General features: G+C 66.6%; 16 protein-coding genes, 1 tRNA gene and 1 pseudogene. 12 read left to right on the plus strand and 6 right to left on the minus strand.

Annotated features, from left to right (window positions below; all coding sequences use genetic code 11):
- Nucleotides 1–30: 30 nt before the first annotated feature.
- The 3 genes from F7O44_RS14665 (at nt 31) to F7O44_RS29340 (ending at nt 2,570) form a co-directional block, all read left to right on the plus strand.
- Entirely contained in the window at nt 31–1,179 is a 1,149-nt protein-coding gene (locus tag F7O44_RS14665) for an epoxide hydrolase family protein (RefSeq protein WP_162450972.1), read from the plus strand.
- 118 nt (nt 1,180–1,297) lie between these two features.
- The gene (locus F7O44_RS14670) at nt 1,298–2,407 is read left to right on the plus strand and encodes a winged helix DNA-binding domain-containing protein (protein ID WP_162450973.1); all 1,110 of its coding nucleotides are present in this window, start codon (nt 1,298–1,300) and stop codon (nt 2,405–2,407) included.
- Between the two features lie 22 nt (nt 2,408–2,429).
- Nucleotides 2,430–2,570 carry a hypothetical protein gene (locus F7O44_RS29340; protein ID WP_174255929.1) on the plus strand — a complete coding sequence of 47 codons (141 nt, stop codon included), beginning with the start codon at nt 2,430–2,432 and terminating at the stop codon, nt 2,568–2,570.
- A 28-nt stretch (nt 2,571–2,598) separates the two neighbouring features.
- On the opposite strand, the gene mscL is transcribed toward F7O44_RS29340, so the two are convergent.
- Together mscL and cpaB are read right to left on the minus strand one after the other, a co-directional pair.
- Nucleotides 2,599–2,988 carry a large conductance mechanosensitive channel protein MscL gene (gene mscL, locus F7O44_RS14675; protein WP_162450974.1) on the minus strand — a complete coding sequence of 130 codons (390 nt, stop codon included), beginning with the start codon at nt 2,986–2,988 and terminating at the stop codon, nt 2,599–2,601.
- Between the two features lie 155 nt (nt 2,989–3,143).
- On the minus strand, nt 3,144–3,770 hold the full coding sequence (gene cpaB / locus F7O44_RS14680; protein WP_162450975.1) for a Flp pilus assembly protein CpaB: 627 nt from the start codon (nt 3,768–3,770) through the stop codon (nt 3,144–3,146).
- 32 nt (nt 3,771–3,802) lie between these two features.
- Here cpaB and F7O44_RS30350 point away from each other — a divergent pair, with 32 nt between their 5' ends.
- Nucleotides 3,803–4,078, plus strand: coding sequence for a hypothetical protein (locus F7O44_RS30350; RefSeq protein ID WP_246221038.1), 276 nt, complete (start codon nt 3,803–3,805; stop codon nt 4,076–4,078).
- A 14-nt stretch (nt 4,079–4,092) separates the two neighbouring features.
- On the opposite strand, the pseudogene F7O44_RS31895 reads toward F7O44_RS30350, so the two are convergent.
- The 3 genes and pseudogenes from F7O44_RS31895 to F7O44_RS14695 all read right to left on the minus strand — a co-directional run.
- A pseudogene (locus F7O44_RS31895) lies at nt 4,093–4,233 on the minus strand (FmdB family zinc ribbon protein); the annotation flags it as partial.
- Between the two features lie 136 nt (nt 4,234–4,369).
- Nucleotides 4,370–5,020 carry a hypothetical protein gene (locus tag F7O44_RS14690; RefSeq protein ID WP_162450977.1) on the minus strand — a complete coding sequence of 217 codons (651 nt, stop codon included), beginning with the start codon at nt 5,018–5,020 and terminating at the stop codon, nt 4,370–4,372.
- Entirely contained in the window at nt 5,017–5,691 is a 675-nt protein-coding gene (locus F7O44_RS14695; protein WP_343073885.1) for a hypothetical protein, read from the minus strand. The genes F7O44_RS14690 and F7O44_RS14695 overlap by 4 nt, the downstream gene beginning before the upstream one ends.
- A gap of 185 nt (nt 5,692–5,876) precedes the next feature.
- On the opposite strand from F7O44_RS14695, the gene F7O44_RS14700 reads away from it, so the two are divergent.
- Nucleotides 5,877–8,498: a penicillin acylase family protein gene (locus F7O44_RS14700; protein ID WP_162450978.1), complete on the plus strand. Its 2,622-nt coding sequence runs from the start codon at nt 5,877–5,879 to the stop codon at nt 8,496–8,498.
- Between the two features lie 100 nt (nt 8,499–8,598).
- Here F7O44_RS14700 and F7O44_RS14705 read toward each other — a convergent pair whose 3' ends face one another.
- Nucleotides 8,599–9,195 carry a 5-formyltetrahydrofolate cyclo-ligase gene (locus tag F7O44_RS14705; RefSeq protein WP_222851374.1) on the minus strand — a complete coding sequence of 199 codons (597 nt, stop codon included), beginning with the start codon at nt 9,193–9,195 and terminating at the stop codon, nt 8,599–8,601.
- A gap of 95 nt (nt 9,196–9,290) precedes the next feature.
- Between F7O44_RS14705 and galU the strand changes: the two genes are divergently transcribed.
- The 7 genes from galU to F7O44_RS14740 all read left to right on the plus strand — a co-directional run bounded on the left by galU (nt 9,291) and on the right by F7O44_RS14740 (nt 14,476).
- Entirely contained in the window at nt 9,291–10,226 is a 936-nt protein-coding gene (gene galU, locus F7O44_RS14710; RefSeq protein ID WP_246221039.1) for a UTP--glucose-1-phosphate uridylyltransferase GalU, read from the plus strand.
- Between the two features lie 88 nt (nt 10,227–10,314).
- Nucleotides 10,315–11,541 carry a molybdotransferase-like divisome protein Glp gene (gene glp / locus F7O44_RS14715; protein WP_162450979.1) on the plus strand — a complete coding sequence of 409 codons (1,227 nt, stop codon included), beginning with the start codon at nt 10,315–10,317 and terminating at the stop codon, nt 11,539–11,541.
- A 49-nt stretch (nt 11,542–11,590) separates the two neighbouring features.
- Nucleotides 11,591–12,019, plus strand: coding sequence for a cyclic pyranopterin monophosphate synthase MoaC (moaC, locus tag F7O44_RS14720; RefSeq protein ID WP_162451060.1), 429 nt, complete (start codon nt 11,591–11,593; stop codon nt 12,017–12,019).
- Nucleotides 12,020–12,041: 22 nt separating this feature from the next.
- A complete protein-coding gene (locus tag F7O44_RS14725) occupies nt 12,042–12,533 on the plus strand; it encodes a molybdenum cofactor synthesis domain-containing protein (protein WP_162451061.1) in 492 nt (163 codons plus the stop codon).
- 43 nt (nt 12,534–12,576) lie between these two features.
- A complete protein-coding gene (locus tag F7O44_RS14730; RefSeq protein ID WP_162450980.1) occupies nt 12,577–13,191 on the plus strand; it encodes a GNAT family N-acetyltransferase in 615 nt (204 codons plus the stop codon).
- Nucleotides 13,192–13,308: 117 nt separating this feature from the next.
- Nucleotides 13,309–14,298, plus strand: coding sequence for a divisome protein SepX/GlpR (sepX, locus tag F7O44_RS14735; protein WP_162450981.1), 990 nt, complete (start codon nt 13,309–13,311; stop codon nt 14,296–14,298).
- A 105-nt stretch (nt 14,299–14,403) separates the two neighbouring features.
- Nucleotides 14,404–14,476, plus strand: a tRNA-Ala gene (locus F7O44_RS14740).
- Nucleotides 14,477–14,558 lie beyond the last annotated feature (82 nt).

Here is a 14,558-nt window from a genome sequence, read left to right on the forward strand (position 1 = left end):
TCTTCCGCAATAGTTTCTATCGTTCTTCACATGACGAACACCACGAACACCGCCCAGCAGTCTTCGACCGACATCCGTCCCTTCACCATCGACATTCCGCAGGCTGAACTCGATGACCTCCAGCGTCGCCTGGAACGGACTCGATTCACCCAGGAGCTGCCGGAGGCAGGCTGGGACTATGGCGTTCCCCTCGATTACGTCACCAAGCTGGTCCAGTACTGGAAGAACGGCTACGACTGGCGCGCCTGGGAAGCCAAGCTGAATTCGTACCCGCAGTTCACGACCGAGATCGACGGTCAGAATGTGCACTTCCTGCACGTCCGCTCGCCGGAGCCGGACGCGTTTCCCCTGGTGCTGACTCATGGCTGGCCCGGTTCCGTCGTCGAATTCCTTGACGTGATCGAGCCGCTGACCAACCCGCGTGCCCACGGCGGTGACCCGGCCAACGCGTTCCACCTGGTCATTCCCTCCCTGCCAGGGTTTGCCTTCTCCGGACACACCACCGACAAGGGCTGGAACACCACGCGGATGGCCAAGGCGTGGGCCACGTTGATGAGCCGGCTCGGCTACGAGCGTTACGGGTTGCACGGTAACGATGCCGGTTCGATGATCTCGCCGGAAGTGGGAAGGCTCGACGGCGACCATGTCGCCGGCGTGCACATCACCCAGATCTTCTCGTTCCCCACCGGGGATCCCAGTGAGTTCGAGGGAATGACCGAGGACGAGATGGCAGCCATGGAGCACCTCAAGTGGTTCTGGGAGAAGATGGGCGCCTTCAACCAGCTGCAATCGACCCAGCCGCAGACGCTGGCGCATGCTCTCGCTGACTCTCCCGTCGGTCAGCTCGCCTGGAACGCGCAGCTCTTCGGCGAGGGAGCGGTCAGCGACGACTTCATTCTGACCAACGTGATGATCTACTGGCTCACCAATACGGCGGCTTCGTCAGCCAGGTTCTACTACGAAGGCCAGCATGGCGAGCACCCGACGGAACCGACCACGGTCCCGCTCGGTCTGGCCGGCTTCGCCAGCGACTTCAAGTCCATTCGCCGTTTTGCCGAACGCGATCACAAGAACATCGTGCAGTGGAACACCTACGACACCGGCGGCCACTACTCCGCGCACCAGGTTCCCGACGTGCTGGTCAGCGACATCCAGGCATTCTTTCAGCGCCTCCGCTGATCGGCAGCACGATCCGCGGTTCAATCGATTGGCCGGGCGCCACCGGCGGCGCCCGGCCAATCGGGGAGCAACGAGCTCGTCGGATGACCGTCGGGCTTTCGAATCAGAGAGGGTATCGATGTCGGATCAGGTCTTGTCTCGTCGCGCGCTCAACCGGGCGACGCTGGCCCGTCAGCTTCTGCTCCGACGATCTTCCATGACGGCTGCCACCGCGGTGGAACACCTGGTCGGATTGCAGGCACAAGCGCCGTTCTCGCCGTACTACCAGCTGTGGTCCCGGCTCGACCGATTCGATCCGGATGAGCTGGCCAGGCTCCTGGTCAACCGTGAGGTCGCCCGGATCGTCGTGATGCGTGGAACCATCCATCTGATGTCCGCGGCGGACTGCCTGACCTTCCGGCCGTTGACACAGCCGCTGATGACCAGCGATCTACGCACCAACACCCAGCATGCCGCCGGCATCCGGGGCCTCGACCTGGCCGAATTCGTCCAGGTGGCGCGCGCCGTGCTCGAAGAGACGCCGCGCACCGTCTCTGAGCTCGGCACGGTGCTGGCTGAGCGGTATCCCCACCATGAACCGGGGGCGCTGGCCCACGCCGCGCGCGGACTGCTCGCCTTGGTCCAGATTCCGCCGCGCGCGGTATGGGGGATGAGCGGTCAGCCCAGGCTGACGACGGCGCAATCCTGGCTCGGAGGCGAATTGGATCCGGAGCCGTCGATCGATGCCATGGTGTTGCGCTATCTGGCCGCGTTCGGACCGGCCAGCGTCGCGGACGTGCAGACGTGGTGTGGCCTGACGAGACTTCGCGAGGTGGTGGAACGCCTGCGTCCCCGGCTGCGGACCTTCCGGGCCGAGAATGGCAAGGAACTGTTCGACCTGCCGGACGCGCCGCATCCTGACCCTGAGACCCCAGCACCGCCCCGCTTTCTTCCGGACTTCGACAACGTGATCCGCTCGCATGCGGATCGGTCGCGAGTGATCGACGACGACGCCCGGAAGCGGATGACCACGAGGAACGGGGTCACGCCGCATGCCCTCCTGGTGGACGGCGTGGTCTCAGGGAAATGGCGGGTGGCGCGCACCAACGGATCCGCTGCCCTGCACGTCGAGCTGTTCCGGCCGCTGGCCACCGATGATCTCACCTCAGTTGAGGCTGAAGCGCATCGGTTGCTCAGCTTTGCCGAAGCCGACGCCGACGCTCACGAGGTGGAATTCACCAAGGCCTGACCGCTGCCGTTAGGCTTGTCTCGTGAGCACACCGACCGGGTGGGAAGAAGACTTCGTCGTTCTTCCCGATGTCACCGCCGACGAGTCCAACCGCGCATGGGGCGATGACGACGCCTCCAACGACCAGCGGCTGCTCGACGAACGCCCGCCGCATTGGAGCTGAGTCGCACGGCGGGCTGAACCGCTATCCGCTACCGCCGGGCGCGGAGCTCGTCGCGGATCTCGCGCAGGAGCGCGATCTCCTCGGCAACCACCTCGTCGGCCGCTGCTGCTTCTTCCCGCGCCCTGATCGCCCGGATCTTGTTGATGGGGATGACGATCACGAAGTAGATGGCTGCCGCCACGATCAAGAAGTTGAACAGAGCATCCAGGATCAGACCGATCGAGAAGACCGCGCTGTTGATCTCGAAGGTTCCCACCTGGGTGAGGTCGGGCTCGCCGAACACGGCGGCCACCAGCGGGTTGATCAACCCGTCGACGACCGAATTGATCACCAGTGTGAAGGCAGCGCCGATGACCACCGCGACGGCGAGGTCGACGACGTTGCCGCGACTGATGAATTCGCGGAAGCCCTTGAGCATGGTTGTACTCCTGTGTGATGTCTGTGATCGAGGTCCGGACAGCGAACGTGACGAGCCGCAACTGTGTCGCGAGGCTTACCGTCGGCGACAGATTAGCCGTGATCGGTGAAATACGCGCGGAAGCGGGGCTGCGGGGGTGCTTCGCCGTAGCTATTTCACGGTCCACCGATCGTGAAGGAGATCCGGGCGCTGACACCGGCATGTGCGAGTTCGGCGGCCTGGTCCGGAGTGGCCCCGACAACGAGCAGCGTGCCTTCAGCCAGCGGAGCGCCGTCGTGCGTGGCGACGGTGAGGACGGGGACGTCGGCGGCGACGACCTGAGCGGACCCCATCCCATCCATGGCGGCGGCCAGCAAGTCGATGCGGTCACCGGACCTGATCAGTGCGGCAGCACCGGAGTCGGCGACCCGAACTGGGGCAGCGACGAGGTCCTCACCCCACCCTTCGAGGAGAGACGGCCCGATCAGCCGTCGGTCCGTGATGGGTTCACCGGCGCGGGCTGGGCCGGCGAGGACACCGCCCAGGACGTCACCGGTTTCGAGCCGGCCTTCTGGGAGCGCGTCCGATGGATATGACGTGATCGTGAGATGCTCGGCGGCGAGTGTGGTGCCGCCGGCGATATCTTCCGCGGCCACGACTACATCCACGCCGTCTGGCGGCGCCGGCGAGGCGGCGTGGATGGACAAGGCTACCGCCGCCGCGGCCAGCCCCGCGGCGAGCAACCGGCGGTGCCAGCCGAACGTGCGCAGCCACCGAGCCAGATTTATGTGCCTGTTCTCCATGTCAGGCGACAGTAGGCGCACGGAGGCGCCCCATGGACGTTATCCACAGGGCGATCTCCGGAAACTTCGCGGGTTCTCAGGCGGTGGACGGAGCCGGTGTCTTGCTCGACGAAGAGCTGGAGCCGTTGGTCGAGGAGCCGTTGCTGGAAGCGCTGCCGTTGGTGTTGCTCGAGGTGGCGCTGGAGCTGTCCGAGCCGCTGGAGCTGTCCGAGCCGCTGGAGCTGTCCGACGAACCGGACGTCTCGGCGGTCTTGGTGCTCTTTGGTGACTCGCTCTTCGAGCCATTGGAGCGGCTGTCGGTCCGGTAGAAACCGGAACCTTTGAACACGACCCCGACCGCGGAGAACACCTTGCGCAGCCGCCCCTGGCAGGCTGGGCATTCGGTCAAGGCATCGTCGGTGAAACTCTGCACGACCTCCAGCGGCTCGCCGCAGTCTGTGCAGGTGTACTGGTACGTGGGCACTCGTGGTCCTCCCGGCCGTCATGTCAGGTGGTCCGTCTGGCGTCGCCGAGTCAACGGCGGGCCTCTAGCACTCTTGGACCCCGACTGCTAATAATGCGCCTTCGGGGGCCGTTTTGTCCACGTGACCTCGAAACGATCATGCCCGGAGAGCGACGACGACGCCGGTGACGGCGACTGCCCACAGGATGCTCGTGAAGGTACCGATGATGAATCGTTCGGGGGCCGACGGCCGGCGCATTTCGGAGTATCGGCCGAATCCCTTGACGGCGAGGATGATGGCGAGCCCTTCCGGCCAGCCCGCCAGGAGTGTGACCACGATGGCGATGCGCTCTAAAGCTCCGATCGTGGCGCCGCCGCGCAGGGTTTCCGGGTCGGAGACGGTGTCCATGCGTGGCGGAGGTGGCGGGCCACCTGGTGTCGTCGCCGAGGGCGGCGGCGGGGGCGGCCCGATTCCGGCGCCACGGTCGGACGGCGGAAGCCGGGCGGCGTGCGCGCTGATCGGCCGTACTCGACGATCGGCCATCCGCAAGGTGGCGGTGACCAGGAGTCCTCCCCCGGGGACTGCCGCCACCACCGCAGCGACGGTGGCGATGTGGAGTTCGTTGCCGGTGGCGGCGGTGTCATCGAGTGCGAATAGTCCGGCGCCGGCGAGTAAGAGCACCGGAACAGCCGCGGCGATGACCGTCCCGGCGGTGGAGATCTCGTCTCGATGCCGGTCGACGACGAGCCAGAGTGCGGCACCGACAACGGCGGCAGCGGAAAGCAGAACGAGGACGACGGTGGTCAACGCGCCTCACCGGCCCCGGGCGACGGTTTTTGCGTTGTTCGGCCGCGCTGGCTGCCGGCGCCGGTATCGGATCGGGTGCCGGGCATCCAGTCGGACTCCTCCAGCAGACGTGCGGCCAATGGGCGGACGTCCTTCTCCTGTTGCCACAGTGCGACCGCGAGCCGTTGTCCTACTGCTTGCCGGGTGATGTGTAGGCGCTCGGCTGCGTCCGCGAGTGAATGACCGGACTCCATCAGGTCGATGGCTTCCCAGCCTGCAGGCGTGCGCCGAGAGATGAGTGCGGCCAGGAGGGTGAGAAGCACGTCGGCATCGCGCGCGGTCGCGTCGTCGGGGCCGGCGACCGCGATGCGCTGGGGGCGCCGTTTGGAGATGTCGAGGGCGCGCCGCGCATGCACGAAGGCCGGGCCGCGAGCAGCGCGGGTGCTCTCGGGGAGCGGTTCGTCGGCTGGCCCCAAGCCGATTCCGACGCTCCATGATCCCTGGCGAACGAGCGTGAGGGCGACCTCGACAGCCTGGACGGCATCGCGCAAGACGCCCTGGAATTCGTCTCCCGCCGTACGCTCGAAGCCGAGCATTGGTTCGTCCACCAGGTCTTTCAGCATGCTCAGGGCATCCTCGACCAGGTCGCGGCCGCGGCGGCTGTGCCGCTGGTCCGCCGTGAGGACGTACACCACTCGCGCAAGCCTAGAGCATCATCATCTGAAGCGGCAAGGGTAAAAGCTTTCGTGCCTAACATAAAGGCTCTTACCTTTCGACTCAGATTGGTGATCGTTGTCGGTTCACGGTCCTTGTTGGGGGGTGATCGTTGGCGCTTCTTGGTCATGGTTCGGCGGCGGAAATCCGCCAACGATCACTGATGAGATGGGGTAAAGCACCCCCGGGGCGTCGATCACACATCGGTACGTCCCCTACCCTTTGGCACGTGACTCGTCGCCGGATCACCATCATCCTGTCGGTTACGGCCGGGGTTCTTGTCCTCGCGCTCGTGGCCGTCACCGTGCTCACGGTGTGGTCGGTGCGCCGTCCGCACCCGGACTACGAGGGCACGGCCGAGGTGCCGCGGCTGAGCGCCGACGTCGAGATTGTGCGGGACGATTACGGCATCGCCCATGTCTACGCCGATACCGCCGAGGACCTTTTCCGCGGCCAGGGCTACGTTCACGCACAGGACCGGTTCTGGGAGATGGACGTCCGGCGGCACACCACGTCTGGGCGATTGGCTGAGCTTTTCGGGTCCGACCAGGTGGAGACGGACGCGTTCATCCGGACCTTGGGCTGGCGGCAGGTGGCACGGCAGGAGTTCCCGCTGCTCGCGCCGGAGACCCGGAGGTACCTGCAGGCCTACGCCGACGGCGTCAACGCGTGGCTCAACGAGAACTCCGGCGGCGATCTCGGTTTCGCGTACACACTCCTCGGGCTGACCGGCGGGGATTCCAGACCCGCCCGCTGGTCCCCGATCGATTCGCTGAGCTGGCTCAAGGCGATGGCGTGGGACCTGCGTAGCAACGTCACTGACGAGATCGACCGGGCGCTGCTGGCCGCCGAACTCCCGCCGGAGCGAGTTGAGCAGTTGTACCCCGAATATGACGCGGAGGTCGGCCCGCCGATCGTCGACGACGAATTCGTCACGGTCGACGAACCACTCAGCATCGTCGACGACGAGGGTGAACCCGTCGACTTCGATGTCGAGAGCGCTTTGCGCGACACCCAGGCCGCGTTGCGCTCGGCGCCCGCGCTGCTGGGTGACGGGCCAGGGCTCGGGTCGAACTCATGGGTCGTGGACGGCTCGCTGACCGAATCCGGTGCGCCGCTGCTCGCCAATGATCCACACCTCGGCCCCGCGTTGCCGTCGATCTGGTACCAGGTGGGCCTGCACTGCCGCACAGTCGGGCCGGAGTGCCCGTTCGAAGTCTCCGGCTTCTCCTTCTCCGGCATGCCAGGCGTCGTGATCGGCCACAACGCGGAGATCGCCTGGGGTTTCACGAACCTGGGCGCGGACGTCACCGATCTGTACCTCGAAGAAATCCAGGGAGATCTGTACCGCGTCGGTGAGAACTGGGAGCCGATGGACACCCGCGAAGAGACCATTCAGGTAGCCGGGGCCGCCGACGTCACCATCACCGTGCGTTCCACCAGGAACGGCCCGCTGCTCTCCGACCATTCAGACCAAATGCGCCGGGTCGGCTTCGAGGCGCCCGCCGGTGACGACGCGCCCCCACGAGGCGACGGATACGGCGTGGCATTGCGCTGGACAGCGCTAGACCCTGGTCAGACCGCCGACGCCGTCTTCGCGCTCAACAAGGCGACCGACTGGGAGACATTCCGGGAGGCGGCAGCGCGGTTCGAGGTGCCCGCGCAGAATCTTGTCTACGCGGATGTCCGCGGCAACATCGGTTACCAGGCGCCAGGCAAGATCCCGGTGCGTTCCGGAGGCGCCGGCCGCTACCCCGTGCCTGGATGGACGGGGGAGCATCAGTGGGAGGGCTACATACCGTTTGACGACCTGCCCAGCGTCTACAACCCCGACGACGGCATGATCGTCACCGCCAATCAGCCAGTGACCGGCGCGGCGTACCCCTTCCTGCTCACGGCGGACTTCGATTACGGTCACCGTGCCGGCCGGATCCATGAGCTGCTCGAGGAGTACACGGCGGGTGGCTCCGTGCTGGATGTCGATGCCATGGTCGAGATCCAAATGGACACCCACAGCGCGGCAGCCGAGATACTGATGCCGTATCTGATGGAGCTCGATACCCCCGCCGGATACTACGGCGACGGCCTGCGAATGCTGCGGACCTGGGATTTCCTTCAGGAGCCCGATTCTGGTGCCGCTGCGTATTTCAACGCCGTGTGGCGCCATGTCCTGGAGTTGACGTTTCATGACGAACTCCCGGAGGACCAATGGCCAAGTGGAGGTGGCCGATGGTTCGAGGTGATGCGTGATCTGCTCGAAGAGCCGGGTGATCCGTACTGGAACGACGTGGAGACCGCCCGGGTCGAGACCAGGGACGACATCCTGATGCGGGCTGCTGAGGCAGCTCGTGACGAACTCACACAGACGCAGGGCAAAGACCCCGAAGGGTGGGAATGGGGGCGTTCGCATACGTTGACCCTGATCGAGCCGACGTTTGGGACGTCGGGCATTGGCATCGTGGAACGGTTGTTCAACATGGGGCCGGTGGCGGTCGGCGGCGGCTCGGCCACCGTCCAGGCGAACGCGTGGTCGGCGCCGGAGGGCTACGAGGTGACCTGGGTGCCATCGATGCGGATGGTGGTCGACCTGGGTGATCTCGACGGATCGCGGTGGATCGACCTGACGGGTGTCAGCGGGCATCCCTACCACCAGCACTACGGTGACCAGACCGAGCTCTGGAGAACCGGAGGGATGTTGCCGATGCGGTGGAGTGAGGAGCGCGTACGTCAGGCCGAGCAGAGCACGTTCACGCTCATTCCGCGCGACCCCGTCACAGTCGGCTGACCCTACCCACGCTCAGCTAAATGATCATGTTTGGTGGGTTTCCCCTTGCGTCAAGAGGCCTGCAGGCATGGCAAGGCACGAGGAAACCCACCAAACATGATCATTTAGCTGGGTGGAGGTGGTGGGCGCCGGAGGGTGTCACCGCGTTCTCGACGGGCACGTCGTGCGGCTCCCGCGGGATGGGAATGTCGAGGACCTCTCCGTCATGGAGCAGCACGTAGGTGGGGACCTGTCCCGCCAGCCTGGCGAGCACGCGGTCGTAACAGCCTGCGCCCTTGCCGAGGCGGGTGCCGTGCCGATCGACCGCGAGGCCGGGCAGGAGCACGACGTCGACCTCCGTGATGGCATCCACGCCGGCTGGTACACCGGTCGGTTCGAGCAAGCCGCGGGGCGCGGACGCCAGCGACGCCGGACCGCGGTACGTCCCCCAGTCGAGGTCGAAGTCGGGGCACAGTATCGGCAAGATGATCTCCTTGCCCTGCTCGGACAGGTCCTCGATCAATGGGCCGGTGCCGGGTTCGTCGCCGACCGATACATAAGCGGCGATCCGCTGCGCGGAGGCCACGTCCGGCAGGTCAAGTACTACGTCCCGCAGCGCCCGGGCACCGACCGCGAGCGCACGGGCGTCCAGGCCGGAACGGTTGGCCATCAGGCGCTCACGCAGGGCTCGTTTCGCTTCGCGTATCGACGTCGGCACATGGCCACCGTACTGAAGGTCGGCCACACCAGCCGAGCACGGTGCTCTCGCGTCGACAGATCGGCGTCGTGCCGGCTGCTTAGTAGGCTGTTGGCATGAGTGCCGCCATGAACAACGACGCCGTGAAACCCGTTCGCAAAGTCGTCATCACCGTCGCTGGGCTAGGAACAAGATTCCTGCCCGCCACCAAGGCGACACCCAAAGAGATGCTGCCGGTTGTTGACAAGCCAGCCATCCAGTACGTCGTCGAGGAGGCTGTCGCCGCCGGCCTGGAAGACATCCTGTTCGTCACCGGTCGCAACAAACAGTCGCTGGAGAACCATTTCGACCGAGCCTGGGAGCTCGAGGCCGCACTGGAGCAGAAGGGCGACCACCAGCGCCTCGAACGGGTGCGCAAGTCTCAGATCCTCGGAGACATTCACTACGTCCGGCAGGGTGACCCGCGAGGGCTTGGGCACGCGGTCCTGTGCGGAGCGCTGCACGTGGGCGACGAGCCGTTCGCCGTCATGCTGGGCGACGATCTGATCGACACGCGGGATGAGCTGCTGTCGCAGATGCTCGAGGTGCAGCAGCGCTACGGTGGCAGCGTGGTGGCCCTGATCGAGGTCGATCCCAGCCAGGTGAACCTTTACGGGTGTGCTGCGGTGGAATCCGCCAGTGAGGACGACGTCGTGACAGTCACCGACCTGGTGGAGAAGCCCGACCCAGCGGACGCTCCCAGCAATCTCGCCATCATCGGCCGCTACGTCCTGCATCCAGCCGCCTTTGACGTCCTCCGGAACACGCCGCCGGGCCGCGGGGACGAGATCCAGCTCACCGACGCACTCAAGACTCTCGCCGGCATGCCCCCTGAGGAAGGCGGCGGCGTGCGGGCGGTGATCTTCCGCGGCCGCCGATACGACACCGGCGACCGCCAGGACTACCTCCGTACCACGGTTCAGCTGGCCGTCGAGCGCAGCGACCTCGGCCCGGACTTCCGGGCATGGCTGCGCGACTTCGTCGCGGCCCTGCCGCCCGAGGCCGGCCAATGACGGGCTATGTTTGCCGATACGGGCCGCGTGCTGCGCGTAGGCGCAGCGCCGGGTTCCGTCCGATCACCCACATTACCGAGGTCGCCAGGTGAAACGAGTCGCTGATCATCTCTCGGACATTCTCGAGACGATCCGGCCGCTCCCGGCGCTCGACGTGCATCTGCTCGACGCCCACGGGTGTGTGCTGACCGAAGACGTCGTGGCGTCGTGGCCGCTGCCGCAGTTCGACAACTCGGCGATGGACGGTTACGCCGTGTGCGCCGACGACGTCGCCGACGCGTCCGAGGACGAGCCGGTCGAGCTGCCCGTGGTCGCGGACATCGCCGCCGGGGAGACCCAGGTCAGCGCCATCCGTCCCGGTCTGAGCGCACGGATCATGACAGGTGCGCCCATACCTGCCCGAGCCGATTCGATCGTTCCGGTGGAGCACACCGACGGCGGCACCGCCCGGGTTCGGATCAAGGCACCGGCCAAGCTCGGCGCTCATGTGCGCCGCGCCGGGGAGGACGTCGCCAAGGGCGATGTCGTCCTGGGAGCCGGCACGTACCTCGGCGCCGCGCAGGTGGGTTTGCTGGCAGCCGTGGGGCGCGACCGCGTCGTCGTCCGCCCGAAACCCCGGATCGTGGTGATCTCCACCGGCAGCGAGCTCGTCGAACCGGGCCAGCCGCTGGCCATGGGACAAATCACCGACTCGAACTCGTTCACCCTTACCGCGGCGGCGCGCGAGGCCGGTGCCATCGCCTACCGCATATCGCCTATCGGGGACGATCCAGACCGATTGCTGGGGCTGATCGAGGACCAGCTTGTCCGTGCGGACATGGTGATCACCACTGGAGGCGTCAGCGCCGGGGCCTACGACGTCGTCAAAGAGGTCCTGTCACAGCTGGGCACGGTGACGTTCGAGCAGGTGGCGATGCAGCCGGGCAAGCCGCAAGGGTTCGGCACGGTCGGCGAGGAATCGACGCCCATCTTCACCCTGCCCGGTAACCCGGTCAGTGCGTTCGTTTCGTTCGAAGTCTTCGTGCGGCCGGCGATTCGCAAGATGTTCGGCGCCACTCGGCTGCACCGGCAGAGCGTCAAAGCCGTCTTGCAGGAAACCATGCGCTCGCCGGAAGGGCGACGCCAGTTCGCGAGGGCCAGGCTGCAGCCGGCATCGGACGGCTCGTATCTGGTGACGCCGTTGGGCCGGCAGGAATCACACCGGCTCGGTGACCTGGCATACGCGAACTCGCTCGTCGTCGTTCCCGAACACCTCACCGAGGTGGCTGCCGGGCAAGTCGTCGACGTCGTCCGGCTCGAGCACAGGAAGGACTGATCCGGTGGCGGATCGGCTCACTCACATCGACGACGACGGCGCTGCGCGCATGGTGGACGTCTCAGCCAAGGACATCACCGTGCGTACGGCCCGAGCCTCCGGCCGGGTGCTGATTTCGCCGGAGGCGGTTGCTGCCCTGCGCTCCGGCGATGTGCCCAAGGGCGACGCACTCAGCGTGGCGCGGATCGCCGGTATCCAGGGGGCCAAGCGCACCCCGGACCTGATTCCGCTCTGCCATCCGCTGGCCATTCACGGCGTGGACGTCGAACTGACCGTCGTCGACGACGCCGTGGAGATCTCCGCCACGGTCCGCACCGCCGATCGCACAGGCGTGGAGATGGAAGCCCTGACCGCCGTGGCCACAGCGGCACTGGCCACGGTCGATATGATCAAGGCGATCGATCGCGGCGCGGTGATCAGCGACATCCGCGTGGAGGAGAAGACCGGTGGGCGCTCGGGCACCTGGCGGCGTCGGTGAACCAGCGGGACCGGAGGCTGATCTGGCGGTGAGAGCGCTGGTGGTGACCGTGTCTACGCGCGCGGCAAGCGGTGTCTACGAAGACCGCAGTGGACCTGTCCTCGTGGCCGGCCTACGCGATCTCGGCGCGGAGGTGGACGGCCCGGCTGTGGTCCGGGACGGTGAAGCCGTCGAGGCGGCGTTGCGCGAAGGCGTCGACGCCGGGTACGACGTCGTGGTGACAACGGGCGGCACCGGGCTGAACCCCAACGACCACACTCCGGAGATGACCCGCCGGGTGCTCGATGTCGAGGTACCCGGGCTCGCGGAGGCGATCCGCGCCTACGGCGGCGCACACGGGGTGCCCGCTGCGGCGTTGTCGCGCGGGCTTGCGGGCCGGGCCGGGCGCACGCTCGTCGTGAACCTGCCCGGATCCACCGGCGGAGTACGGGACGGGCTCGCCGTCCTGGGGCCCGTTCTGCCGCATGCCGTGGAGCAGATTGCTGGCGGTGACCACCGGAGGAGCGATCCGTGACGGCGCCCGTGGCACTCGTCGATGTTGTGTGCGGGAGGCCGTCATGACCCCCCGGCCCGGGATCAGATGGCCGGTCGAGCTGTCGGACCCACCGGTGGCGCTACGTCCGCTGCGCTACCGCGACGGCCGGGCATGGACCGAGCTTCGGCAGCGAAACGCCGAGTGGCTACGCCGGTGGGAAGCAACTGCGCCGCCGTCCTCGGCCACGTCTGCGATGAGTTTCCGGCAGATGGTGCGTATGCATGGCGCACAGGCTCGAGCTCACGAGGCGCTGTCGTGGGCGATCACCTACGACGGGCGGCTGGCCGGGCAGTTGAACGTGTCCACCATCGTTTGGGGGTCGGCGCAGTCGGCAACCATCGGTTACTGGGTCGACGGTGCACTGGCCGGTCGCGGGATCATGCCCACTGCACTAGCGTTGGCCACCGACTACTGCTTCTTCACCGTCGGTCTGCACCGGCTCGAGGTGAACATCCGACCGGAGAACCAGGCCTCCTTGCGGGTCGTGGAGAAGCTGGGCTTCCGTGAAGAAGGATTGCGGCTGCGGTTTCTGCATATAGACGGCGCCTGGCGGGATCACCGCTCGTTCGCCATGACTGTCGACGAAGTTCCCGACGGCCTGGTGCGGCGTTGGCACGAGTCGAAAAGAGCCACATGAGCGCGGCTACACAAACCGGCGGTAGGCGTTATTCGGTCACAGGAGTCACACCCGTCCCGACGACACACCGGAGTAGGTCCACCGCCAGCGACGTTGCGCGCCGTACCGTCTAATGCCATGGGGTACAGCGGCCTGATCTATGCGGCGATCGTCGCCGCCTGGTTGGCCGTACTCGTGCCACGATGGGTTCGGCGCAACGAAGAAGTAGAGCGTGCGCGTGAGACGGACGCCGCGAGCGGGGTTCGTGTGCTGGCCCGCCGGTCCGGCCCGATCCACGCGCCACACCGTACGGCGACAGAAGGCGCCAACAGCCGGGTCATCATCTCAGCCGATCCCGGCGGACTCGCGCCGCCCGCGTCTGAACCAGCAGGCGACGGTACCCGGGAAGCCGTCGAAGCAGGCAGTTCGAAGGTGCCCGATGGTTCTTCGGCGGCCCGTGCCGAAGGTGACGGCCGTACGGCCACCCACGCCCGTCCGGACCCGTCGGCCGAGTACAAGATGGCGCTTCGCCGCCTGGAGGAGACGTTCGTCCAAGCTGCACAGCGCCGTCGGCGAATGCTCGCGGTCCTGCTGGCAGCCACTGTCGTGAGTCTCGCCGGGACATTCGCCGGGCCGGTTCCCGCGTGGGGGCCGGCGCTCGTAGGCAGCGGGCTGGTCGGATTCCTGATGCTGGCTCGTGGTGCGACCGTGGAACAGGAACGACGGCGCACAGCGTTGCGGCGCAAGATACGACAGCGAGCCGCTGCGGCCGCGGCGCAACCAGCCGAGGTCGCTCCTACACTCACCGACGACGGCAAACGAGTCGCGGTACTAGACGTTCCGGCCGAATCGGAGCCGGTCCGAGAGAACACGTGGGAGCCGGTCGAGGTCCCACTGCCGATGTATATGAACAAGGCGAAGGCGCCGCGTGTCGCCCGGAAGATCGACCTCAGCGTGCCTGGGTCCTGGACCTCCGGGCGCCTGGAGCCCAGCCGCTCGTTCGACCTCCCGTCGCGGCCGCCTGCCGCGGCCGAGAGCTCTGACAGGTCGCGCACGGAAGCGGCGCGTGCCGAGGCGGAGGAGCAGGCCGACGACCACTCGCAGAACCGCCGCGCCGTCGGCGAATGACGCGACGACGTGCCGCCTGCCTTGCAGGTGCGGGAGGACGCGGCGATGTCCTCGCGATTCGGCATCAGCGGCGATCGGGTGGTAATCTGCACCAGGTTGTCACTAGGGGCTGTGGCGCAGTTGGTAGCGCGTCTCGTTCGCAATGAGAAGGTCAGGGGTTCGAATCCCCTCAGCTCCACACTCGCAAAGCGGCTGGTCAGAGGCTTCTGATCGGCCGCTTTCTCGTTGTGCGACCACTTTACGGGGTCATCGGATTTCAG

The organism is Phytoactinopolyspora mesophila (genome assembly GCF_010122465.1).
GTDB lineage: Bacteria > Actinomycetota > Actinomycetes > Jiangellales > Jiangellaceae > Phytoactinopolyspora > Phytoactinopolyspora mesophila.

Bases quoted from the DNA above. Each gene is read 5' to 3' on its own strand.
- F7O44_RS14665 (WP_162450972.1), top strand. From the start codon at position 31: ATGACGAACACCACGAACACCGCCCAGCAGTCTTCGACCGACATCCGT.
- F7O44_RS14670 (WP_162450973.1), top strand. From the start codon at position 1,298: ATGTCGGATCAGGTCTTGTCTCGTCGCGCGCTCAACCGGGCGACGCTG.
- mscL (WP_162450974.1), bottom strand. From the start codon at position 2,988: ATGCTCAAGGGCTTCCGCGAATTCATCAGTCGCGGCAACGTCGTCGAC.
- cpaB (WP_162450975.1), bottom strand. From the start codon at position 3,770: ATGGAGAACAGGCACATAAATCTGGCTCGGTGGCTGCGCACGTTCGGC.
- F7O44_RS30350 (WP_246221038.1), top strand. From the start codon at position 3,803: ATGGACGTTATCCACAGGGCGATCTCCGGAAACTTCGCGGGTTCTCAG.
- F7O44_RS14700 (WP_162450978.1), top strand. From the start codon at position 5,877: ATGAGATGGGGTAAAGCACCCCCGGGGCGTCGATCACACATCGGTACG.
- galU (WP_246221039.1), top strand. From the start codon at position 9,291: ATGAGTGCCGCCATGAACAACGACGCCGTGAAACCCGTTCGCAAAGTC.
- moaC (WP_162451060.1), top strand. From the start codon at position 11,591: ATGGTGGACGTCTCAGCCAAGGACATCACCGTGCGTACGGCCCGAGCC.
- F7O44_RS14730 (WP_162450980.1), top strand. From the start codon at position 12,577: ATGACCCCCCGGCCCGGGATCAGATGGCCGGTCGAGCTGTCGGACCCA.
- sepX (WP_162450981.1), top strand. From the start codon at position 13,309: ATGGGGTACAGCGGCCTGATCTATGCGGCGATCGTCGCCGCCTGGTTG.